This is a genomic window from Streptomyces sp. UW30 (assembly GCF_008042075.1).
Classification (GTDB): Bacteria; Actinomycetota; Actinomycetes; order Streptomycetales; family Streptomycetaceae; genus Streptomyces.
Genome location: NZ_RDBN01000005.1, coordinates 965,846 through 987,584, shown reverse-complemented (window position 1 = coordinate 987,584; position 21,739 = coordinate 965,846). Strand labels below are relative to the sequence as shown.

The 21,739-nt window shown below is 70.0% G+C and carries 19 protein-coding genes and 1 pseudogene; 4 read left to right on the top strand and 16 right to left on the bottom strand.

Going from position 1 to position 21,739, the window contains the following annotated elements:
- Positions 1 to 69: 69 nt before the first annotated feature.
- Both EAO75_RS06190 and EAO75_RS06185 read right to left on the bottom strand, forming a co-directional pair.
- Positions 70 to 1,416: a hypothetical protein gene (locus EAO75_RS06190; protein ID WP_147993958.1), complete on the bottom strand. Its 1,347-nt coding sequence runs from the start codon at positions 1,414 to 1,416 to the stop codon at positions 70 to 72.
- A gap of 105 nt (positions 1,417 to 1,521) precedes the next feature.
- Positions 1,522 to 4,548, bottom strand: a complete 3,027-nt coding sequence (locus tag EAO75_RS06185) for a glycoside hydrolase family 3 protein (RefSeq protein ID WP_147993957.1) — start codon at positions 4,546 to 4,548, stop codon at positions 1,522 to 1,524.
- Between the two features lie 237 nt (positions 4,549 to 4,785).
- Here EAO75_RS06185 and EAO75_RS06180 point away from each other — a divergent pair, with 237 nt between their 5' ends.
- Complete coding sequence (locus tag EAO75_RS06180; protein ID WP_147993956.1) at positions 4,786 to 6,648, top strand: lectin; 1,863 nt, start codon at positions 4,786 to 4,788, stop codon at positions 6,646 to 6,648.
- Between the two features lie 1,182 nt (positions 6,649 to 7,830).
- A complete protein-coding gene (locus tag EAO75_RS06170; protein WP_147993955.1) occupies positions 7,831 to 8,430 on the top strand; it encodes a hypothetical protein in 600 nt (199 codons plus the stop codon).
- 180 nt (positions 8,431 to 8,610) lie between these two features.
- Here EAO75_RS06170 and EAO75_RS47065 read toward each other — a convergent pair whose 3' ends face one another.
- The 4 genes and pseudogenes from EAO75_RS47065 to EAO75_RS47055 form a co-directional block, all read right to left on the bottom strand.
- The gene (locus EAO75_RS47065) at positions 8,611 to 8,913 is read right to left on the bottom strand and encodes a hypothetical protein (RefSeq protein WP_147993954.1); all 303 of its coding nucleotides are present in this window, start codon (positions 8,911 to 8,913) and stop codon (positions 8,611 to 8,613) included.
- Positions 8,910 to 9,654, bottom strand: a pseudogene (locus EAO75_RS06160) (GntR family transcriptional regulator). Before EAO75_RS06160 ends, EAO75_RS47065 begins: the two are co-directional and overlap by 4 nt.
- Positions 9,651 to 9,875 carry a hypothetical protein gene (locus tag EAO75_RS47060; protein WP_147993953.1) on the bottom strand — a complete coding sequence of 75 codons (225 nt, stop codon included), beginning with the start codon at positions 9,873 to 9,875 and terminating at the stop codon, positions 9,651 to 9,653. Before EAO75_RS47060 ends, EAO75_RS06160 begins: the two are co-directional and overlap by 4 nt.
- 523 nt (positions 9,876 to 10,398) lie before the next feature.
- Positions 10,399 to 10,677 carry a hypothetical protein gene (locus EAO75_RS47055; RefSeq protein ID WP_147993950.1) on the bottom strand — a complete coding sequence of 93 codons (279 nt, stop codon included), beginning with the start codon at positions 10,675 to 10,677 and terminating at the stop codon, positions 10,399 to 10,401.
- A 77-nt stretch (positions 10,678 to 10,754) separates the two neighbouring features.
- Here EAO75_RS47055 and EAO75_RS06135 point away from each other — a divergent pair, with 77 nt between their 5' ends.
- Positions 10,755 to 11,510 (top strand): GntR family transcriptional regulator, encoded by a 756-nt coding sequence (locus EAO75_RS06135; RefSeq protein WP_147993949.1) that lies wholly within the window; start codon positions 10,755 to 10,757, stop codon positions 11,508 to 11,510.
- A 1,574-nt stretch (positions 11,511 to 13,084) separates the two neighbouring features.
- Here the strand turns inward: EAO75_RS06135 and metF are convergent.
- The 5 genes from metF to EAO75_RS06105 all read right to left on the bottom strand — a co-directional run bounded on the left by metF (position 13,085) and on the right by EAO75_RS06105 (position 17,649).
- A complete protein-coding gene (gene metF, locus EAO75_RS06125; RefSeq protein WP_147993947.1) occupies positions 13,085 to 13,996 on the bottom strand; it encodes a methylenetetrahydrofolate reductase [NAD(P)H] in 912 nt (303 codons plus the stop codon).
- An 85-nt stretch (positions 13,997 to 14,081) separates the two neighbouring features.
- Positions 14,082 to 14,432, bottom strand: a complete 351-nt coding sequence (locus EAO75_RS06120) for a DoxX family protein (protein WP_147993946.1) — start codon at positions 14,430 to 14,432, stop codon at positions 14,082 to 14,084.
- A gap of 117 nt (positions 14,433 to 14,549) precedes the next feature.
- The gene (locus EAO75_RS06115) at positions 14,550 to 15,155 is read right to left on the bottom strand and encodes an NADPH-dependent FMN reductase (protein WP_147993945.1); all 606 of its coding nucleotides are present in this window, start codon (positions 15,153 to 15,155) and stop codon (positions 14,550 to 14,552) included.
- 17 nt (positions 15,156 to 15,172) lie between these two features.
- A complete protein-coding gene (locus EAO75_RS06110) occupies positions 15,173 to 16,102 on the bottom strand; it encodes an aldo/keto reductase (RefSeq protein WP_147993944.1) in 930 nt (309 codons plus the stop codon).
- A 5-nt stretch (positions 16,103 to 16,107) separates the two neighbouring features.
- Positions 16,108 to 17,649, bottom strand: a complete 1,542-nt coding sequence (locus EAO75_RS06105; protein ID WP_147993943.1) for an MFS transporter — start codon at positions 17,647 to 17,649, stop codon at positions 16,108 to 16,110.
- A 67-nt stretch (positions 17,650 to 17,716) separates the two neighbouring features.
- Here EAO75_RS06105 and EAO75_RS06100 point away from each other — a divergent pair, with 67 nt between their 5' ends.
- A complete protein-coding gene (locus EAO75_RS06100) occupies positions 17,717 to 18,382 on the top strand; it encodes a TetR/AcrR family transcriptional regulator (protein ID WP_147993942.1) in 666 nt (221 codons plus the stop codon).
- Positions 18,383 to 18,385: 3 nt separating this feature from the next.
- On the opposite strand, the gene EAO75_RS06095 is transcribed toward EAO75_RS06100, so the two are convergent.
- From EAO75_RS06095 to EAO75_RS06075, 5 genes are all read right to left on the bottom strand, one after another.
- Positions 18,386 to 18,868, bottom strand: coding sequence for a nuclear transport factor 2 family protein (locus EAO75_RS06095; protein WP_147993941.1), 483 nt, complete (start codon positions 18,866 to 18,868; stop codon positions 18,386 to 18,388).
- Positions 18,869 to 18,895: 27 nt separating this feature from the next.
- Positions 18,896 to 19,117: an acyl-CoA carboxylase subunit epsilon gene (locus EAO75_RS06090; protein ID WP_147993940.1), complete on the bottom strand. Its 222-nt coding sequence runs from the start codon at positions 19,115 to 19,117 to the stop codon at positions 18,896 to 18,898.
- Between the two features lie 14 nt (positions 19,118 to 19,131).
- A complete protein-coding gene (locus EAO75_RS06085) occupies positions 19,132 to 20,703 on the bottom strand; it encodes an acyl-CoA carboxylase subunit beta (RefSeq protein ID WP_147993939.1) in 1,572 nt (523 codons plus the stop codon).
- 1 nt (position 20,704) lies between these two features.
- On the bottom strand, positions 20,705 to 21,532 hold the full coding sequence (locus tag EAO75_RS06080; protein WP_147993938.1) for a 4'-phosphopantetheinyl transferase family protein: 828 nt from the start codon (positions 21,530 to 21,532) through the stop codon (positions 20,705 to 20,707).
- On the bottom strand, positions 21,529 to 21,739 hold a 211-nt coding region (locus EAO75_RS06075; RefSeq protein ID WP_261989158.1), incomplete at its 5' end, for a phosphopantetheine-binding protein. The genes EAO75_RS06080 and EAO75_RS06075, both read right to left, overlap by 4 nt.

Sequence of the window (21,739 nt, the reverse complement as noted above, 5' to 3'; positions counted from 1 at the left end):
GGGCCCGGTGTCCTCGGACGCCGGGCCCGTGTCCGTGTTCGTGTTCGTGTTCGTGTGCAGGAGCGGGGTTCAGAAGCCGCCGCCGTCGAACCCTCCTCCCCCACCGAAGTCCCCGCCGCCGAAACCACCGCCGAAGTCGCCGCTGTTGAAGTCCGCGCCGGACATGTCACCGCCCTCGTAGCCACCACCGCCGTAGCCGTAGCCCGCGCCGTAGTCGGCCCCGTAGGACGGGGTGGCCATCAGGGAGCCCAGCATCGTGCCGACGAGCAGCCCGGGCAGGAGGCCGCCGCCGAAGTAGCCGCCGGCCCAGGGGCCGTAGGCGGGGCCTGCCTCCCAGTACGGGCGGCGGCCCTGCTCCGTGTCGACCTCGCGGACCACGGGGTCGCGGCCCTCGGACAGCCGGGTGCGGTCGGCCGCGCAGACCGGGACCTCGCGGCTGGTGCCGCCCGGTGGCGTCCAGGTCTCGTCGGCCACCGACGGGCCGTGGCGCGGGTCGAAGAAGCACGGCGGCCTGCGCTCCGGCAGGGGCCGGTGCTCGCGGCGGGCGGCCAGCTCGGTGAGGGAGAACCGGCCGTCGTTCAGGGCCTGCGTGACCGCCTTGACGTCCTCCGGTTTTCGGGCGGAGTCCATCAGCCGTTTCGCCTGTTCGTAGGAGTCCAGGGCCCGCTCGTAGTCCGCGCGCATCGCGTCGTCCGCGCCGGACTCCGCCGGGTGGAAGTCCAGGCGTTCCAGTTCCTCGCCGAACGCGGTGATGTCCTCGTCGACCACGACCCGCAACTTCTCCAGCGCCGCCCGCTGCTTCTCCTCGTGGCGCCGCCGGTTGCGCCGGACCAGCGCGTACCCTCCCGCGCCGCCCGCCGCCAGCACCACGCCGACGGCGATCAGACCGCTGGCGTCCACGCCGGAGCCGCCGCCACCGTCGCTCCAACTGGCCGGTGCCGTGCCGCGCACGTTGCGCAGCGCCGTGTCGACGAAGTCGTTCAGCTGGGCCTTGGGATCGCCGGCGCTCTGTACCGAGGCGACCAGGTTGTCCACGGCCTGCCGGGACATCACCGAGGCGTCGGCCGCCGCGTCGAAGCGGTCGCCGACGCGGACGCCGTACAGGCCCGTGATGCCGGTCTCCGTGCGGAGGTTCAGCAGGAGGTCCTTGGTCGGCTGGTCGGCCGGGAGGACAGCGACGAAGACCGGTTTGTCGGCGTCCTCGATCTTGTTGGCGAGCGCCTCGGCGTCCGCCGACGAGAGCTGGTCCGAGGCGGCGGGGTCCACATACACGGGCCCGTCGCGCAGCGCCTCGGCGACCTTCGAAAGGTCGGTGGCCGCATGTGCGCCGGTCGCGCCTGCCGTGAGCACCGCCACTGCGGCGGCGACCGGCACGATCAGCGAGCGCATGAGGCCCCGGAAGAGCGGAGTCCTCATACCTTCGACGCTACCTGATGAAGCGGGCAAAGGCGCCGGTCCCGGTGGCGGCATCCCACCGGGACCGGCGGCCGCACGGCATCCCGCCGCGTGCCGTACGGCGGCTCAGGCCGCGCGGTACGCCGCGCTCAGCCTCTCCACAGCAGACCCGTACCGGCCGGTCAGCAGCAGATGGTCGGCCTCGGCGAAGGGCTTCGCCACCGCCTCGGTGATCCCCGCCCCGGCGGCCCGCTGCTGGACGATCAGCCGGGCCTTGCCGACGAGAGTGCGGCCCACCTGGTCCGCCCCGGCCTTCTCGGCGGCCCTGGCCGCGATGCCGAGCGCCTTGAGGGTCGTGGCACCGCCCCCGGGCACCTTGGTCAGCGTGGTCAGGCCCCAGCCGTACGGGAAGCGCGGGTCGTACGAGGCGTCCCCGACGTTGATCGGCAGCTGGGCCTCGGACCGGGGCCAGCTGACGGGCAACTGCCCCGTGAAGGGCCGCTTGCCGTACAGCACGTCCGCCACGCCGTCGCCCTCCGTGCCCGGCAGCCAGGAGGCGACCAGGGCGTCGATCCCGGACAGCTTCTCGTCGTCGATGAGCTGCGGGCGCCCGGAGACGGTCAGCACGGCGCACTTCATCGCGCCGCACACCTTGTCCACGGCTGCCTGGTCGGCGGCGCTCAGCCGGAGGTCGTGGCCATTGCCTACGTCACCGACGCCCTCGGCGTACGGGGTCTCGCCGACGACGACCACACCGACGTCGTGGCCGGTCAGGGGCTCGGAGGCGTCCTTGGAGTAGGTGAGCGCGGTGGAGTTCTTCCCGATCGCCTCCAGGATCGTCGTGCCGGGTGTGATGTCCCCGGACGAGCCCTGCCAGGTGATCGTCCAGCCGCCGCTCTGGTTGCCGATGTCGTCGGCGTTGGATCCGGCGACGTACACCTTCTGCGACTTCTTCAGCGGCAGGACCCCGCCGGCGTTCTTCAGCAGCACCTGCGACTCGGCCACGGCCTCCCGTGCCACGGCCCGGTGTCCGGCGGACCCGATCCTCGACGCACCGCTGGTGTCGGCGTACGGCTTCTCGAAGAGCCCCAGCCGGAACTTCTGCGTGAGGATGCGGGAGACGGCGTCGTCGATCCGCTGCTCGCTGATCCGCCCGGCCTGGACCTCCTTCACGAGCGTGGTGTGGAAGTCCCGGAAGGCGTACGGCGCCATGATCATGTCGAGGCCGGCGTTGACCGACGTACGGATGTCGGAGGCGTAGTCGCCGGGGATCTGGTCGATGCCGTTCCAGTCGCTGATGACGAAGCCGTCGAAGCCCATGCGGTCCTTGAGCACGCCGTTGATCATGTCGGCGCGGGCGTGCATCTTGACCGGGCCCTGTCCGTCGCCGAGGAGGTCGAGCGAGGAGTACGACGGCATGACGGTGCCGACACCGCGGTCGACGGCCGTCTCGTACGGCGCCAGGTGCACGGCCTCCAGCTCCTGCCGGGTGACCTTGGTGACGCCCTGGTCGATCGTGTAGGTGCCGTTGGTGGAGGAGCCGTAGCCGGTGCCGCCGTCGCCGACGAAGTGCTTGGCGGTGGCGAGGACCTTGTCGTCGTCCTTGAGGTCCTTGCCGTTCGCGGCGCCCTGGAGGCCCTGGATGATCGTCTCCATCGACTCGACAAGGGCCGGGTCCTCGCCGAAGGACTCGTACGCCCGTCCCCAGCGGTCGTCCCGCGTCACGCACAGGCAGGGCGCGAAGTCCCAGGGGATGCCGGTGGCCCGTGTCTCGGCGGCCGTCACCGCGCCCGCCCGGTAGGCGAGGTCCGGGTCGCGGGTCGCGCCGAGGCCGACGTTGTGCGGCATGATCGTCGCGCCGACCAGGTTGTTGTGGCCGTGCACCGCGTCGACGCCGTAGATCAGCGGGATCTGCAAGCGCGTCGCCTGTGCCCGCAGCTGGAAGCCGTCGATCATCTTGGCCCAGGCCGCGGGGGTGTTGGGCGTCGGGGTGGAGCCGCCGCCGGACAGGATCGAGCCGAGGTCGTACGCGGCCACGTCACCCGCGTTCGTCAGGGCGCCGCGCTCGGCCTGCGTCATCTGGCCGGCCTTCTCCGCCAGGGACATCCGGGAGAGCAGGTCGGCGACGCGCCGCTGCACCGGCAACTCGCTGTTCAGATACGGCAGTCCGTGCGCATTGACGACGATCTGCGGGGTCTCGGCCGGGGCCTTGGCGCCGGTGACGGTCAGCTTCAGCGGGATCGTCTCGGCGGGCTCGGCGGACCTGTCCTTGAGGGTGGGGACGCCGACCGTGCGCGAGGTGCCGGAGACCGTGCCGGTGGGGAAGGTGACCGTGCCGCTGACCGGCGTGAAGTCCTTGCCGGAGTCCGCGCTGCCGCTCGCGGTCTCGTACGTGACCGTCACGGGCTCGGCCAGCGGGGCGGACCCGGTGGTGGCGACCGCGATCCGCACGGCCGCCGTGCCGCCCTCCCGCACCGGGTACACGGCGGCGTCGGTGGTGACGGAGGCGCGCAGCGACTGGTCGGCCTTGCCGTACAACTCCACGCCGTCCATGGCGAATTGACCCCGGACGCCGACGGGGAGGGTGAGCGAGTATCCCCACGTCTCGGTGAGGCCGAGGATGTGGTCGATGCCGCCGACGGGCTGGTAGTCCGTGCGATACGTGAAGTCGGCGAAGGGCAGCTCGATCTGTTTCCAGCCGCTGAAGTCGTCGGTGAAGGAGGTCGTCCACAGCTCGGAGGCCTCGCCGTTCGCGCCGCCGTCCTTGAGCTCGAAGGGGATCCTCTTGCCGTTGTTCCGGCCCTCCCACCACAGGCGGATGCCCTTGTGCGCGGACCAGTCGTGGGCCGGCTCGGCGGAGGCGAAGTCGTGGGTGAAGCCGCCGTATCCGCTGATGTCGTAGCTGCCGGTGAGGACCTTCCCTCCCTCGGGCGCGTCGTCGCGGGCGGTCAGCGTCAGGGCCGGCGGGTCGTCGTTGTCGCCGCCCCAGGTGAAGAGGCCCTCGGCGGGCGGGCGCGCGAACGGGACCTCGCCCTCGAAGCGGTCCACGGGGACCGGGGCGGGATCGTCGGCGCCGGACGCGGGAGCGGCGGCGGTCAGCGGGAGCAGGGTGGTGAAGAGGGCGGCGGAGACGAGCAGGGCGGTTCTTCGCATGGAACGTCCCTCGACTCTCATGGTGCACTTATGACTTACCTCACGCCTTGAGTTAACTGGGGGTGCCGTTTGACGTCAAGACTTCACGTCAGAACCGGTACGCGCTCAAGTCCTGGCCGGATCAGTGGCGTTGTCCCTTCATCTCGTGAACGCGCGACCCCTTGACGCGTATACGAAGCCGTCATTTACTCACGCCTCGCACGCCCCCATCCCCCACCCCCAGAAGGGCTGCGCTCCATGAGGAGATCCACTCGGACGCTCGGGCTGCTTGTCGCCGGGCTCCTCACCTCGGCCGGCTTCTCGGCGGCCACGCCCGCGCAGGCCGCGGGCGAGCAGGTCACCGCCTGGCTCACCACGACGGACGACTCCGGCGGACGCCATGTGGTCCGCGGGCTCCAGCAGCAGTCGCCGTTCGCCTTCCAGGCCGGTTCCGGCGGCAGCGGCGACAACATCACCGTCGACGAGAGCACCCGCTATCAGTCCTTCACCGGCGGCGGCGCTTCCTTCACGGACACCGCGGCCTGGCTGATGGACGGCAGCGGCGCGCTGTCGCAGGCCACGAAGGACGACACCATGCGCAAGCTGTTCTCCCCGACGGAGGGCATCGGGCTGTCGTTCCTGCGCAATCCCATGGGCGGCTCGGACCTGGCCCGCTTCGGCTACACCTACGACGACATGCCGGCCGGGCAGACCGACCCCGACCTCTCCGAGTTCACGATCGCACACGACCTCCAGGACGTCGTGCCGCTGACCAAGCAGGCCCGTCAGCTCAACCCCCAGCTCACCGTGATGGCCTCGCCGTGGACGGCCCCCGCCTGGATGAAGGACAACGGGCAGCTCAACGGCGGCTGGCTGAAGGCGGAGAACTACGGCGCCTACGCCTCGTACTTCGTGAAGTACGTGCAGGCCTACCAGGCCCAGGGCGTCCCGATCGCGTACGTCACCGCGCAGAACGAACCGACCTGCTGCTCGGGCTACCCGTCGATGAGCTGGAACGGGAGCGGCCTGGCGTACTTCACCAAGAGCGAGCTGCTGCCGAAGCTCCAGGCGGCCGGCCTGTCCACCAAGGTCCTGGCGCACGACTGGAACTGGGACACCTACGACGCCTACGCCGCCCAGACCGTCGACGACGCGGCGGTGCGCAACCACCCGAACTTCGGCGGGATCGCCTGGCACGGCTACGGCGGTGACGTGGCCAAGCAGACGCAGGTGCACAACCAGTACCCGCAGCTGGACGCCTTCGGGACCGAGCACTCGGGGGGCACCTGGATCGCGAACCAGCAGCGCGAGGACATGATGAACATCATCGACTACACCCGGAACTGGGCGAAGTCGGTGACCAAGTGGTCGCTCGCGCTGGACCAGAACCGCGGTCCGCACAACGGCGGCTGCGGCACCTGCGACGGCCTGATCACCGTGCACAACGGGGACTCCCGGCACGGGCAGGTCGACTACACCGTCGAGTACTACACGATGGGTCATCTGACGAAGTTCGTGAAGCCGGGTGCGCAGCGGATCGCGTCCACGGCGTCCGCGTCGGTGCCGAACGTGGCGTGGCGCAACCCCGACGGTTCGAAGGCGCTGATCGCGTACAACGACTCCTCGGCCGGCAAGACCGTGACGATCAACTGGGGCTCGCAGCACGCCACTTACTCACTGCCGGGCAAGACGTCGGCGACCTTCACCTGGTCGGGCACGCAGACCGAGGGCCCGTCGCAGTCGGGTGCGCTGGTCGGCCTCGCGGGCAAGTGCCTCGACGTGGCGGGCGGTTCGTCGGCCAACGGCACGGCGGTGCAGCTCTACGACTGCAACGGCTCGTCCGCCCAGCGGTGGACGGTGCAGTCCGACGGGTCGGTGCGGGCGCTGGGCAAGTGCCTGGACGTCACGTCCGGCGCGACCACGGACGGGGCGAAGGCGCAGCTGTACGACTGCAACGGCTCGGGTGCGCAGCAGTGGACGTACAACGCCTCCACCGGGGACGTGGTCAACCGCGGCGCGAACAAGTGCCTCGACGTGACCGACAACTCCTCGGCGAACGGCGCCCGTGCGCAGATCTGGAGCTGCACGGGCGCCGCGAACCAGAAGTGGCGGTTGCAGTAATAGGCGGTGGGGCTGCCCGCCCGCACCTCTGAACGCCGGTCGGCACCATCCAGCCCGTCCGGCGACTGAGGACGAGGCCCCTTCAGGGCCGAAGCGGGGGTCTGGGGGCGGCAGCCCCCAGGAACGGGCCGCGCGCCCCACCCCCTGGTCTCAAGTACGCGGCAGAACAGTCGCATTGCGCGTAGATGTCCACGTTCCAATGCGCGGTCTTCTTGGCGTCTTGGAAATCAGCTCTAGCGACGCCCGTTTGACGGACTCAGAAGCGGCCGAGATCCAACGCCGGAGAGACATCCAAGGTGATCGGTTCCCGGAGTCGCTGGAGCAGTACAACACCGCTCAAATCTTTCAAAGTACGAGGAACGCTTTTGCCGCCTTCTCTCAACTGGCTCACGCGGAAGTAGGTGCGCCGAGTGGGGTTAACCTCGACGCATTCATGCCAGAGTTATTGGGGAGCGGCGAGGCTGTCGTCGCAGGCTTCAATTCCCCTCCTTCTGATTGGTCCCCCCTAACGACTGTTGCTCACCAGGCATCAGCTATCGGCATCAGTGTCGTTCTGGGTGCCAGTAACGGGGCGATGATGGCTGGAGCCTACGTGGGCGGGCTCTTTCTCGTGCAGTTCATAACGCCGATTGTCACCGAGGCGGGGAATGCCACTGCTGCGGGGATAAGTTCCAAAATCCGCAGGGCGTTTGGATTGGACCCGGCTCCTTCGCCTGACCCACAGTCACAAGCAAGCGATGCGGCAGAGCCCAACGAGCGTGAACAGCCGCCAACTGACGCAAGCGGGGAAGGGAATTCGGCATAGCGGGTGCTTCCTGTGATCCACCAATCAACGAGAATCGTCCGCACGCTACAGGTGAAATGAGGCAGCGGGGTCGGGTGCAGGTGCTCCCGTCTCGGCGAGAATGGCAGAGACCTCGGCTTTGATGGCGGTGTCGTCCCACTCGTGGTGAAGGATCTTCACCTTCGCCTGCGTGCTCACGGCCGTGGCGCGGTAAGTAGTTCGAGCGTCGTCGCCTTGCTCTGGAGGGACTCGACGGCACCCGGGCCGACTCATGCCCTGCTGTGTAGTCGGCGGATTGCGGTGGTGTCGGGTCGCTGATGGGACGGGTCATGTCTCACCTCTGTCACAGAAGTAAGGTGGACTGATTGACGACGCCTCATGGGCTCCACCATGGGGTGGTGGAAGTTGCTGAACTGGTCTTGAAGTATGTGGAAGCCCTGGCGTGGCCGCTGGTTACCGTTGGCCTTGTCTGGGGCCTGCGCAATCACATTCAGGGCGCCTTCACCCGCATGACGCGCGTTGAGACGCCAGCTGGGGCTATCGAGTTCGCGACAGATGCTCGCGAAGTTCGCGAGGACGCCGAAGAGTTGGCGGGGACGCCGGAAACCGCTGAGCAAGCGGGGACGCATCAAACGGAGCAGGAGTCTCGCTTTGGCGTGTTTCAAGAGGCTTGGGACATGGCCGAGGCGTCACCAATTGGCGCCCTGATCTCTGCTTGGCTCGTTCTGGAGTCGATCAGCGATCAGGCTCTTGCGAAGCTCGGCGGCATGCCTCAATCTGTCTGGAACGTTCCTCGGCAGCCGCCCGCCAGTAAGATTATCGAGGCGCTGACTACCTTTGGGCTATCGCCGCGTGCCGTTTCTGTGTTTCATGACCTGCGCCAACTGCGCAATAGAGCAATGCACGGCGTAGACACCGTGACCCCAGCCGCTGCCCGAGACTTCGTTGAAACTGCTCGATACGTTGCGCGGGAGATCTATTCGCTGCCTGCTCGCTAGCGCTGGTCATGTCCCGTACCCAGCGCAAGAAAACGCCTCCGCCAAAGGCCTTTCGGGACGAAGCGTTCTTGAGTTCAACGCTAGGACAGCGTTGGCGAAGACCACCCGGTCAGGCCCGATGCTACGAAATCAGCATCGAGCCTGACAGGCGTGAGTTGTCGGGTAGGAGAGCCATGCCCGTCAGGGCTGATGAGGCCCACTCACAGTCAGGAGGTAACCGCGGCTGGTAGCAACGCGGAGCACGTCCCGCAAAGCCCCAGTCAGTTCCGCCGCCAGCCGTCGTAGGTCCTCCGMGCCTGTGTCTGGGTCGTCGAGCCTGTCCGAGGCTTGTTCCAGCAGCTCGGCAGCCATTCCCAATTGCAGTGCTTCGACGTTGTCCGCCAGGCGAGACATATAACCGCCCCTGTCGTCGGTGCTCAGGTAGCAGGGCTTGCCCTCCGGCCCCGACCACGGAAGGAGCCGCAGTTCGTTCGGTGCCGTCATCCGTCCTTCTGCCTCTCATCGGTCATGTGATGGGTGGTGAAGACCGCGTCGACGCGGTCCCCGGGGGAACACCAGGAGCGCGGCCTCGACGACTCGCCCTGCGGCATCGGTCGCGACGCGTGTCACGGCGAGGACTGCCACGGCGGAGCGGACCCGGAGGGCAGCCGCTTCGTCCGGTGTCGGCGGGCGGGCGCAGACCGTCTCCCGGACAGTTGCCGGCGGCGAGCTCAGAACGGCAAATCGCGCGGCCGCCTCCCGCCACGAGGACTCGTCGTCCAGCACTCCGGTTGGTGCCATGCCTCGCGGGATATAGATGCGAGCGAGCCCGTGTGGTGACTTTCCCTCGTGGCTGGTGCAGAAGAACTCTGCGAGAGGGCTGCCCGTCGGCACCTTCAGCAAGGTCGTCAGCTGCCCTTCCGCCGGGACCACGGTGGTGCGGACACTGACGCGCAGCGCCGTTTCAGCGGCGGTCCAAGGGTCCAGCGTTCCCCACCCCCCGACGTACACGATTTTGCGAGGTGGGCGGCGGACGAAGTTGCCCTTGCCCTGGATCTTTTCCACGAGGCCTTCGACCTGGAGGGCCCCGAGAGCCCTCCGCAAGGTCGAAGTGCTGACCTTGTATCGGTCGGCGAGGCCGGCCTCGGACGGCAGGCGTTCGCCAGGCTTGATGCGGCCTGTCGTGATCTGGCGCCGCAGATCGTCGGCGATCTCGTGATGACGTGAAGGCACGGACCGGATCACCGACTTCTCTGCATGCGAACGGCAGCGAGCCGGGTTCGCGCGTGCATGGTCAGCAGCTCGCCCGACTCAAAGAGGAGTTGCTTGCCGCCTTGGGGGAGCTGGAAGAGGTCGCTCACCCGGCATGCTTGGCCACCGACTTGGATGATGTCGCCACGCTGCACGGTGGTCGCAGTGACCTCGACGTTGGATGCCAGTGCGCCACCGGGTTCCCAGCCACTCACCGCTCCGCCTCCGTGGGCGTGCAGTGGCGGGACGCCGAGTGACACGGGCAGGCGCATGTCTCGTAGACAATCGGCACGTCGACCGGTGCGGGGATCGGGGAGGACTCCGCGCAAGCAGGGTGTGTGCCGATACAGCAGGCGGTCGACCAGTAGGGAACGGCCGAGACCTCGACGGTGTAGGGCTGTTGACGAGCCGCCATCAGCGCACCCCCGCGAGCGACGACCAGACCTCAGCGGGCAGGTGTGAAGCAACCACCACCGCGCGCGGCCGTACTCGACGCTCCCAAGCCAGCAGGTACGGGCGGACGAGGGCGTTTTCCTCCCCCGGGAGCGGGTGACGATGGTTCGCGGTATCGGGAGCCCGCCCCAGGACGACCGTCGACGCGTCAGCAGACGCAGGGACAACGAGCGCGGCCGTCGGCCGGGAGGGCGCTAAGGGGCGGCGGTGCCTGCCCTTGGGGAAGTACCGCGCCCTGGTGAGCGAGGCGGCACGGCGGATACGGTTGAGCACGCTGCTCAGCTCCTATCGCTGATAGCTCGGTCCCCCGACATCGCCCGTCGTGGGGACCGCTTTGTTTACGACCGCCCAGACAGTGCGGTCGTTCAGGCTGGTGGCGCGTAGCCCGAACCGATCGGCCTCGGCCACCACTTCCAGGACCTCCCGCCATAAGTCGGCGGAGAGCGACTCAGGCACCTCCGCTTGAACCGACGCGTACCGGACGTGCTCCTCCACACGCGCCGGAAGTCCGATGTCGGACAGCCGGCCAGCGATGGCCGCCGCGCTAACTCCCGAAGCGGGCACAGGGCAGCCTCCGTTAACCGGCGATCACTTTGAGTGAAGCTAGTTAACTAGATTTGCTAGTGGACTAGATTTTCCATATGCCTGAGCAGCCGCCCTATCTCCGCATCGCTGACGAACTCCGGCGGCGGATCGCGGAGCACGTGTGGGAACCCGGGGACCGCCTGCCTTCCCGCGCCCAGATCGGCCAGGAGTGCGGGGTGGGCGAGAACGTGGTCCGTCGGGCGCAGGAGCTGCTGATCTCCCAGGGCGTGCTGGAGGGCCGTGCCGGATCGGGCACTTACGTCGCCGAGCCCCGGCAACGGGTCCGGGTCGTCCGGTCGTCGGCGCGAGAGCGGCCCGACACGTCACCGTTCCGGGTGGGCATGAAGGCCGTGGGCAGGCAAGGGGATTGGGAGAGCCGGACCGAGGCCAAGGTGCCGGCTCCAGCGGACATCGCTGCGCGGCTCGGCATCACCGAGGGCGACCTGTGCGTCCGTACGGCGTACGAGTTCCTCGCCGACGGCCGGCCCGTGCAACTCTCGACGAGTTGGGAGCCGTACGGGTTCACCGCAGGCACACTCGTCGTCCTCCCCGAGGGCGGGCCGCACGCCGGGGCCGGTGTCGTGAACCGCATGGCCGCGATCGGAGTCACCGTCAGCCACGCCGTGGAGCAGCCGGAGCCGAGGCAGGCGACCGCTGAGGAGGCGTCACTCCTCGGCATCCAGAAGGCTGCTCTCGTCACGCACATCCGGCGGACGTACTACAGCGACCAAGGGCGGCCCGTGGAGACGGCGGACATCGTGGTGCCCGCCGCTCATTGCGAGATCGTCTACGAGATCCCGATCAATCGCTAACCGAATCGACAGCGAGCCTGCCACTCGATGGCACCACGCATACACGGTCGGCCGTTGACCTCTTCTGAACGCGAGCCCGAACATGGCGCGCATGAGTAGAGATTGCGAAGTCATAGTCATCGCTTTCGGAGCCCGAGAGGCGATGGAGCCTCTTACCCAGCCCGACGAGCGTCGTGAATGGCATCAGTGCTTTGAACCCATCCCCGGCATGGACGCATGGGCCATCGACTTCTGGAGACCCAACTGGACAGGGATTCTCCTTCACTTGGAGCAGATGCCCTGGCCCTTCCCTAAGTCGGTTCAGGTCCTGCTTCGAGACCAGGACGATGACTGCTTCGGGCTCTGGATGCTGCATGAGGGCAGACTGAGGGAGGTTCCACTCCCATGTACTGTCAGGGAGGCCGATGACGTGGCTCCGCTGGGTTCGAGACTCACCCGTACTGACCGGGAAGGATGCCCCGTTGTCTGACAGCCAGCCCGGCGAGACCGTCTGTCGAATGCGTGTCGAAGTGCGATCGATGAGATGCCTAGCACGGGAAGAGAAGCAGGTCAGCAAGGGCGTGCCACGCGTCCCGCCAGGCGCCCTCTAAGCGCTTGGCCGCAGGTTCGAGTCCTGCCGGGGGCGCCCAGTCTCCGCCCTCCTTCGGGAGGGCGTTTTTGCTGTTCAGGGAGTGAAGGACAGTGGAGTCGGGGAGCCGCAGGATGGTGCGGATCTCGGTGTGGCTGCTGATCGGTGTCGTGGCTCTCGTCGTCGGGGTGGCGATGAGCTTTCAGGTCGGCGGGGCGCGGGAGCGGGAGCGGGAGTTCCTCGCGGCGCCGGCGTGCGCGCCCGTCCCCGTGAAGGCATCGGGGTGCCTGTGGGAACAGGAATTCACGGTCGAGAGCGCCGATACGACCCGCCGCAAGCACCGGCGCAAATCGTCGGCGGCTGTACTGGTGCCGCCCGCCGGCGACCGTACTGGTGCCGCCCGCCGGCGACCCCTGGTACGTGACGTTCCGCCGGACCGGTCCGGTGCTCTCCGAGATGGAGCCGGACGACAAGGTCGTCGGCGTGATCTGGCACGGGCAGATCGTGGAGGTACGCGACGCCGACGGGCGACGGCCGACGGGCAACGGGCAACGGGCAACGGGCAACGGGCAACGGGCGACGGGCGACGGGCGACGGCAGCAGACCTCCGTCGGCCCGGTGGGGTGGCCTGCGGACCGGCTGGGCGGCGCGCTCGCCTGCGTCCCGATCAGCCTGGCGGCCGTCGCGGGCGGGCTGTGGGCCCTTCTCGCGCGGGGCGAGCGGCGGCACACGGCGGCGGCGACCGTGGTGCGGTGGCACGGCGTGGCCATCGGCGGCGGCGACCGTGGCGAGGTGGCACGGCGTGGCCATCGGCGGCGCCGCCCTGCTGACGCTCTGGGCGCAGTCGGCGAACGACTGGCCGGTCTATGCGATACCGGCAGTCTGGGGGCCGCTCGCGCTGGTCCTCCTCGCCTGCATGACGGGCTTCGTGATCGCCGCCCTGCGCGGCGAACTTCAGGTCGACGAGCCGGCCCGCCCGCAGGGACCGACGCCGCCGCCTCCTCGCCTATGCCGCCGCCGGCACGGCCTTCCGCGTCAGCCCCAGGTTCCGATGGATCTCGAACGCCGCCGGCGAGCGGTTCAGGGTGATGTAGTGCAGGCCCGGAGCGCCCTCGGCCAGCAGGCGGCCGGCCATCTCCGTGGCGTGGGCCACGCCGATGCGGTGGCCCTCGGCCGGGTCGTCGCGGGCCGCGTCGAGGCGCTGGGCCAGGTCCTCGGGGAAGGACGCGTTGCTGAGCTGGGCGAAGCGGCGGATCTGGCGTACGTCCGTGGCCGGCATGATCTCCGGGATGATCGGCGTCGTACCGCCCGCCGCCGCCACCCGGTCCCGCAGCCGCAGGTAGTCCTCGGCGTGGAAGAACATCTGGGTGATGGCGTAGTCCGCCCCGGCCCGGCACTTGGCGACGAAGTGCCGGATGTCGCTCTCCCAGTCCGGTGAGCGTGGATGGCGCTCGGGGAACGCCGCGACGCCGATGCTGAAGTCGCTGATGTCCCGTACCAGGGAGACGAGTTCGTGGGCGTGGGTGAAGCCCTCGAGGTGCGGGATCCAGGGGCCGTTCGGGTCGCCGGGCGGGTCGCCGCGCAGGACGAGGACGTCCCGGACCCCGGCGTCCGCGTACTGGCCGATGATGTGCCGCAGTTCGGCCACGCTGTGGCCCACGGCGGTCAGATGAGCGACCGGCCGCAGCGTGGTCTGGGTCGAGATCCGGCCGGTCACCTCGACCGTGCGGTCCTTCGATGAGCCTCCCGCCCCGTAGGTGACCGACACGAAGGTCGGTGACAGCGGCTCGATCCGGCGTACGGCGTCCCACAGGTTGCGGGTGCCGGACTCGGTCTTCGGGGCGAAGAACTCGAAGGAGAACGTGGGCGTGCCGGCCGCGAGGTCGCGGGCGAGCACCTCGCGCAGAGTCGTCGTCATGCTTCTTCCTCGGGGGACTGGTGAGTCCGGCCCGTACGGGGTGTCCGTACGGGCCGAGGAGCGGGCGCGCATCCGACGCGCGCCGTCACAGCGTGGCGAGACCCAGCACCAGCGGGGCGGCCGACACCAGCACCAGGACGATGGGCACCGGAACGCCCTTGACGTCCTTGACGCGCAGGTGCGAGATGACCGCGCCGATGAAGAAGAGCACCACGCCGATGGCGGCGGCGATGCCCAGCGGCCGGTAGAAGATGCCGATCAGCAGGCCCGCGGCGCCGGCGAACTTCAGCAGCGCCAGCATGGTGTACCAGCTGCTCGGGACGCCGAGCCGGGTCAGCGTCTCCACGATGTCCTTGTCCTTGACCAGCATGCTGCGGCCGGAGAACACCAGCAGGAACGACACCACGACGGCCAGCACGATGTATGCGATGAACATGACTTTCTCCGGGGAAGTTGGAGTGGTGAGCGGAGCGGGGACGGGAGGAAGGGGTGGGGCGGGGGAAGCTCTTGCCCTGTGCTGCCGGGCCTCGTGGCCTCCCCCGCCCCCGCCGTGTCAGGCCTCGGGGTTGTAGGGGGACTTGGCGCGGGCCTCGTGCAACGCGTGGCCCCACCAGGCGAGTTCGTCGAGCATCACCTTGAGGGCGCCGTTCGTGCCCTCGGTGTCACGCGGGGTGCCGTCCTCGCCGAACGCCTCCCAGTAGAACGGGAAGGCCAGCCCGTCGCGGATGGTGACGGCGTGCATCTCGGCGAAGACCTGGCGCAGCTGCTCGACGGCGCGCAGGCCGCCGCTCTGGGCGCCGTAGGAGACGAAGCCGACCGGCTTGGCCTGCCACTCGGTGAAGTGCCAGTCGATGAGCGCCTTCAGGGAGGCCGGGAAGCTGTGGTTGTACTCGGGGGTGACCACGACGAACGCGTCGGCCGCGGCCAGCTTCGCGGAGAGCGGGAGCATCTCGGCCGGGCGGAGCTCCTCGGTCGCCATGGCGGGCGGCGTCGCCGGAAGGGCGAGCGGCAGCTCCGTCTCGGAGAGGTCGACGACCTCGACGTCGAAGGCGCTGTGCTCCTTGGCCAGACCGGCGAACCAGTTCGTCACGACCTCACCGAACCGGCCCTCGCGGACCGAGCCGAGTATGACGGCGAGCTTCAGGGTGTTCGTGGACATGCGGCGTTGCTCCTTCATCAAGGGCTTCCATCGAGCGACACGGCGTCGAGCCGGGCCAGTTCGCCATCGGCGAGGGCGATGCCCGCCGCAGCGACGTTCTCCTCCAGGTGGTCCAGGCGCCGGGTGCCGGGGATCGGGGTGACGGGGATCCCCCAGACCCGGGCCCGGTGGTGCACCCAGGCCAGCGCGATCTGGCCGGGTCGCACACCGCGCTCGGCCGCGATGTCGCGCAGTACGCCGGGCAGGTCCTCCCGGCCCGGGAAGGTGCGGGCCACCCGGGCGATCTGCGCCGAGCGGTCGCCCCGGGCGCTGAGCAGCCCGCGTCCGTTCGGCGAGAACGCCACCACGCCGACGCCGAGTTCGGCGCAGACCGGCACCATCGCCTCGATCCGCCGGGCGCCCAGCGACCACTCCGACTGCACGGCGGATACGGGGTGCACGGCGTGGGCGCGGCGCAGTTCCTCGCCACTGACCTCGCTGAGCCCGATGTGGCGCACCTTGCCCTCGGCGACCAGGCCGGCCATGGCGCCGATGGTCTCCTCCAGCGGCACGTTCACCTGCGGACGCGCGAGGTAGTAGAGGTCGATGACGTCCGTGCCGAGGCGCTTCAGGCTGGCCTCGCAGGACGACCGTACGAAAGGTGCGTCGCCGCGCATCGACCAGCTGTCGCCGGGGCCGAAGACCACGCCGAACCTCGTGCACAGCACGGCCTCGTCGCGGCGGTGGCGGACGGCCCGGCCGACCATCTCCTCATTGCGGCCGCGGCCGTACATGTCGGAGGTGTCGATCATCGTGGCGCCGAGGTCCAGCGCGTGGTTGATGACGGCGGCGGCCTCGGACGGGCCGGTCGACGTGGCCGGTTCGGTCATCCGCATGCAGCCGAGTCCCTGGACGGGGACCCTGAGGCCGGTGCTGCCCATGGGTGTGGTGGGGAGTGTCGTACGCATCCCTGTCATCCCTTGTCCGGTACGGCGGCCTCGGCTGGGTGCGCCGCGGTGCGGGCGTTCTTGCCGACCAGGCGGTTGATCACCAGGGCGGACAGGGCGCACAGGGCCGCCACCACCCACATCACGACGTGCCAGGCGTCGGTGTACTGCTCGGCCAGGAAGGCGTGGGACTCGCCGCCGAGGTCGCCCGCGGCCACCCGGCCGGCCCGTTCGCGGCCGCCGACCTCGGACTGCATCAGGCTGATCAGGGCGGCGCCGAAGACCGCGAGGACGAGCGCGTTGGCGCCGCCGCGGGCGGTGTTGAGCAGGCCGGAGGCCATGCCGATGCGGTCGGGGGCGACGTGCTCCATGGCCTGGGCGTCGATGAGCGCGGCGGCCAGGCCGTTGCCGACGCCGATCAGCAGCAGCGGGCCGACGAGTTGTACGGCGCCGGAGCCCGGGGCGAGCACGGTCATCCAGGCGTTGCCGCCGGCGATCAGGGCGATGGCCAGGGTGATGAGGAGCCGGGCGGACACGCCCTGGTTCACGAGTTTTCCGGTCAGCGGGGGCACCGCCAGGACCGGCAGGGTCATCGCCAGCATCAGGGTGCCCGCGTCCCCGGCGGAGAAGTCGCCCGCGCCCTGGAGGTAGGTCGGCAGGTAGACCAGGACGCCTACGGTGCCGACGGCCGTGGTCAGGGCGGCGAGCAGCCAGCCGGTGAAGGGCCCGCCGCGCAGCAGGGCCAGATCCAGGACCGGGTGCTCGGTGCGGCGTTCCACGGCGACGAAGACCGCGAGCATGAGCAGTCCCGCGCCCAGGAAGACGAGCACCCTGGGGCTGGTCCAGCCCGCCGACGCCACCTGGTTGGTGCCGTACATCAGGCCGATGATGCCGAGGACGAAGGCGATGGTGCCGGGCAGGTCGAACTTGGGCCGGTGCTCGGCAGCGGACTCCTTCAGGACCAGCGTGCCGGCCACCAGCAGGAGGCCGACGCCGGCGAAGGCGCCGAACATCGCACGCCAGCCGAGGGCGCTGACCAGCCAGCCCGCGAAGGTGGGGCCGAAGGCGAGGCCGACGCCGACCGTGGTCCCGACCATGGCGAAGGCACGGGTGCGGGCGGGTCCCTCGAAGCTGCTGCCCAGAATGGCGCCGCCGCCGGCCATGACACCGGCCGCGCCCACGCCGGACAGGGTCCGGGCCGCGTCCAGCACCAGCACGTGCGGGGCGAACGCGGCGGCGGCCGTACTGGCGACGTAGAGCACCGCCCCGATGGCGAAGATCCGGCGCCGGCCGAAGAGGTCGCCGAGGGAGCCCGCGATCAGCATCAGGCAGGAGGCGGCCAGGAAGTACCCGGTGACCACCCACTGCAGGGCGCCGCCGCTGCCGCCCAGGTCGGCGGCGATGCGCGGGAGCGCGACGCTCGTGCCGGACATCGCCATCGGAACGATCAGATAGCCGAGGAGCACGGACCCCAGGGTCAGCGTGGCCCTGACACGGCTTCCCGAGTCCGGAGGGGATCCGGGGCCGGACGGCACCCCGGCCTGGTCGAGCTTCTGCGAAGCGCTCATGAAGGTAAAGTACAACGTGCATTGCAATGTGTAAAGTGGTCGTTGTAATCGACCAGGAGGTGCCACGATGGCCAGTGCAGACAGCGGGCAGAACAGGCCGCGCAAGGGGTACCCGGAGAAGCGGCGGGCCATCCTCGACGCCTCCCGGAAGGTGTTCGGCCGGGTCGGCTACCAGGGCGCGAGCATCGACATGATCGCCGGCGAGGCGTCGGTGTCGACGCGCACGATCTACAACCACTTCGAGAACAAGGAACAGCTGTTCGCCACTGTGCTGATCGAGAGCTCGGAGCAGGTGGCCGCCGCCCACGAGGCGATGATCGAGCGATGTCTCGGCGGGACGTCGAGCGCGGCCGGTCTGGAGGCCGACCTGGTGGCCCTCGCCATGGACTGGGTGCGGCCGCGCCCGGAGTTCACCGACCACTTCGCGATCGTCGCCCGGATCAACGCCGAGGGCGAGAACTTCCCCGGCGACCTGCACGACGCCTGGCAGAAGGCCGGCCCGCTGCGGGTGCAGCGCACGCTCGCCGCCCGGATGGCCCGGCTCGCCGAGCGCGGCCTGCTGCAGGTACAGGACTCCGAACTCGCCGCCCAGCACTTCGTCGTCCTGGTCACCAACACCTGGGGCCGGGACCGGGCGGGCGTGGACGCGCTGTCCGACGCCGAGACGCACGACATCGCGGCGGCGGGCGTCCACGCCTTCCTGTACGGCTATCTGCCCCGGGGCGCGCGCTGAGCCTCAGTGTCCGGTGTTCGGGCCCTGCCCCGCGTTCCACACCAGGTCGAAGGTGAACCGCCGGATGCGCCAGCCGGCCGGGGTGCGCGCCACCTCGGCGTCGTAGTGTCCCCCGATGTCGAAGTGCGCGGCCGGCTCCTCCCGCTGCCGTACGTGCACCGCCATCAGATGGGCACGCACGCGTGCGGCGTCCTCGTCGCCCTCGGGGTAGAGGTCGACCTTGTAGTTCCCGGCGAGATGGTGCGTGCGCTCGAAGGTCGTGCGGGCCATCTGCTGGAAGCCCGCGAGGCCCTCGAAGCCCTTGTACTCGCCGAACGGGAAGGTGAACCGGACGTCGGCGGTGAACACCGAGTCGAACCAGGTGTCGTTGTGCCGGTCGGCGTCCAGGTGGTGGACGTAGCGGTCGCACAGCTCGGTGATCGCGCCACGGTCGGCGAGGGTACGGACCTGGGCGCCGATCTGCGCCAACTCGTCAAGGGTGGTCATGGCTGCTCCTGTGCTCGAAGGGTCGGTTCAGTGGCCGGCGCCGCGCCAGCCGCGTGGGCCGGCGAAGCCCTGGGCGCGTTCCGGGCGGCGCCAGCGGGCTACGGCGCGGTGGCGGCGGGACAGGTCGTCGGGGTCGGCGCCGGCGGCGGCCGTACGGGACAGCAGGACCGCGGTGAGCGCGGCCAGTTCCTCGGGCTCGGGGCTGCCCTTCTCGACGCGGAAGAGCTGGGTGGGAGTGCTCGGGCTCATGGCTTGGTCCCCTGTCACTGCGGCGGGTTTCCGTGCTTGCGGCGGGGCAGGTCGGCGTCCTTGCCGGCCAGCATGGTGATCGCCCGGCAGAGCACCGAGCGGGTCTCGCGGGGGTCGATCACGTCGTCGACCAGGCCGCGTTCGGCGGCGTAGTAGGGGTGGACCAGCTCGGTGCGGTACTCCTCGATCTTCCGGCGGCGCATCGCCTCGGGGTCCCCGGCGGCGGCGATCTCCCGGCGGAAGACGACGCCCGCAGCGCCCTCGGCGCCCATCACCGCGATCTCGTTGGTGGGCCAGGCAAGGGCGATGTCCGCGCCGATGGACCGGGAGTCCATGACGATGTAGGCGCCGCCGTACGCCTTGCGCAGCACCACCGAGACGCGGGGCACGGTCGCGTTGCAGTACGCGTACAGCAGCTTGGCGCCGCGCCGGATGATGCCGTCGTGCTCCTGGTCGACGCCCGGCAGGAAGCCCGGCACGTCGACCAGGGTGACCAGCGGGATGTTGAAGGAGTCGCAGAACTGCACGAACCGCGCGCCCTTCTCACTGGCCCTGATGTCCAGTACGCCGGCCATCGAGGCGGGCTGGTTGGCGACGATGCCGACGACATGGCCGTCGAGGCGGGCCAGCGCGCACACGAGGTTGGTCGCCCAGCCGGCGTGCACCTCCATGTACTCGCCGTCGTCGACGAGTTCCTCGATCACCGCGCGGATGTCGTACGAACGGTTGCCGTCCGCGGGGACCAGGTCAAGCAGGGAGTCCCCGGCGCGGTCGACCGGGTCGGCGCCGCGCACGGTGGGCGGCAGTTCGCGGTTGTTGGAAGGCAGCAGGGACAGCAGATAGCGCACCTCGGCCAGGCAGTGCTCCTCGTCGTCGTAGACGAAGTGCGCGACGCCGGAGACACCGGCGTGCACGTCGGCACCGCCGAGTTCGTTCTGCGTCACCTGCTCGCCGGTCACGGCCTGGACGACGTCGGGGCCGGTGATGAACATCTGGGAGATGTCCCGCACGGCGAAGACGAAGTCGGTCAGCGCGGGCGAGTAGGCGGCGCCGCCCGCGCAGGGGCCGAGCATGACCGAGATCTGCGGGATCACGCCGGAGGCCCTGGTGTTGCGGCGGAAGATGCCGCCGTAGCCGGCGAGCGCGGACACGCCCTCCTGGATACGGGCGCCGGCGCCGTCGTTGAGGGAGACCAGCGGGGCGCCGGCGGCCAGCGCCATGTCCATCAGCTTGTGGATCTTCTGGGCGTGGGCCTCGCCGAGGGCGCCGCCGAAGATCCGGAAGTCATGGGCGTAGACGAAGACGGTACGGCCGTCGACGGTGCCCCAGCCGGTCACCACCCCGTCCGTGTACGGCCGTTTGGCCTCCAGTCCGAAGCCGGCGGCACGGTGCCGGCGCAGCGGCTCGACCTCCGTGAAACTGCCCTTGTCCAACAGGAGTCCGATGCGTTCCCGAGCGGTCAGCTTGCCCTTGGCGTGCTGCCGTTCGGTGGCCTTCGGGTCGGGGCCCAGGCGGGCCTGTTCCTTGATGTGGCCGAGTTCCTCGACGCGGCCGGTCGTGCTGATCGCCGTGCTGCTCTCCCCCATGTCACTCCTCGTGTGTCGGTGTCGGTATCGGTGTGCGCGCCGGCAGAGCCATGGACAGGACCGGCCGCGCGGCGGCGATCTCCTCGGCGGCCTCCCGTCGCGGCAACCGCCCGATCCGGTCCGGGAGTTCGCGGAGTACGGCCCGGTGGCCGGTCGTCGCCGCGACGGCGAGGGCGGCCACGTGGTCGGGGCAGCCGTGCAGGTCGGCCACGAGCCAGCCGTCCGGTGAGCGGTGCCCGCCGGCGCTCGCGTGGACGCCGAGGTAGTCGTCGCCGACGCCGTGGCTCAGTCCCGTGCCCAGGCCCTTGAGGTACGCCTCCTTGCGGCTCCACAGCTGCGCGAAGACCCTCGGCCGCCGGTCCTCGGGCGCCCGCAGCACCTCGTCCCGCTCCGCCGGGTGCAGCCGCGGCAGGCACGCCTCCACCGTCGGTGCGGTGGGCACGCGTTGGACGTCCACGCCGACGGGGCTCGCCGCCACGCCGTACAGGACGAGGCCGTGGCTGTGGGACAGGGAGAAGTGCAGCGATCCGGGCAGGACGGGACGGCCGTGCGGGCCGCCGCAGTACGGGCACGGGGCCCGGCGCAGCCGGAGCAGGCCGGGGGCGGTCCCGGTGTATGCCGACAGCAGTCGGCGCAGCGCGATGTGCGCGTGCAGATAGTCCAGCCGGGCGTCGGGCCGCAGGAAGCCGGCGGCCCGCCGTCGTTCCTCGGCGTCGAGCTCGGCGACCGCCTGCGGTTCCTCGGCGTCGGTGGGTGGGCGCAGGGCCCACAGGTGCAGTTCGCCCGGAGCGAGGGAGAGTCGGGGACCGTGTGCGCGGGGGACCGTCATGGGCTGCCGCCGGCGAGCCCCGCCGCCAGCCCGGCGGCCGCCTCGCCGAGTGTCCCCTCGTACAGCAGGCCGGCCGGTATCTCGATGCCGAGTTCGCGCTTCAGGGCCCGCTGGAGCTGGAGGGCCAGCAGCGGGTGAACGCCCTGGCGGCGCAGGGGGCGGGCGGCGCTGAGGCGGTGGGCGGGCGGGACGCGCAGGCGGAGCTCC

Bases quoted from the DNA above. Each gene is read 5' to 3' on its own strand.
- EAO75_RS06190 (WP_147993958.1), bottom strand. From the start codon at position 1,416: ATGAGGACTCCGCTCTTCCGGGGCCTCATGCGCTCGCTGATCGTGCCG.
- EAO75_RS06185 (WP_147993957.1), bottom strand. From the start codon at position 4,548: ATGCGAAGAACCGCCCTGCTCGTCTCCGCCGCCCTCTTCACCACCCTG.
- EAO75_RS06180 (WP_147993956.1), top strand. From the start codon at position 4,786: ATGAGGAGATCCACTCGGACGCTCGGGCTGCTTGTCGCCGGGCTCCTC.
- EAO75_RS06135 (WP_147993949.1), top strand. From the start codon at position 10,755: ATGCCTGAGCAGCCGCCCTATCTCCGCATCGCTGACGAACTCCGGCGG.
- metF (WP_147993947.1), bottom strand. From the start codon at position 13,996: ATGACGACGACTCTGCGCGAGGTGCTCGCCCGCGACCTCGCGGCCGGC.
- EAO75_RS06120 (WP_147993946.1), bottom strand. From the start codon at position 14,432: ATGTTCATCGCATACATCGTGCTGGCCGTCGTGGTGTCGTTCCTGCTG.
- EAO75_RS06115 (WP_147993945.1), bottom strand. From the start codon at position 15,155: ATGTCCACGAACACCCTGAAGCTCGCCGTCATACTCGGCTCGGTCCGC.
- EAO75_RS06110 (WP_147993944.1), bottom strand. From the start codon at position 16,102: ATGCGTACGACACTCCCCACCACACCCATGGGCAGCACCGGCCTCAGG.
- EAO75_RS06105 (WP_147993943.1), bottom strand. From the start codon at position 17,649: ATGAGCGCTTCGCAGAAGCTCGACCAGGCCGGGGTGCCGTCCGGCCCC.
- EAO75_RS06100 (WP_147993942.1), top strand. From the start codon at position 17,717: ATGGCCAGTGCAGACAGCGGGCAGAACAGGCCGCGCAAGGGGTACCCG.
- EAO75_RS06095 (WP_147993941.1), bottom strand. From the start codon at position 18,868: ATGACCACCCTTGACGAGTTGGCGCAGATCGGCGCCCAGGTCCGTACC.
- EAO75_RS06090 (WP_147993940.1), bottom strand. From the start codon at position 19,117: ATGAGCCCGAGCACTCCCACCCAGCTCTTCCGCGTCGAGAAGGGCAGC.
- EAO75_RS06085 (WP_147993939.1), bottom strand. From the start codon at position 20,703: ATGGGGGAGAGCAGCACGGCGATCAGCACGACCGGCCGCGTCGAGGAA.
- EAO75_RS06080 (WP_147993938.1), bottom strand. From the start codon at position 21,532: ATGACGGTCCCCCGCGCACACGGTCCCCGACTCTCCCTCGCTCCGGGC.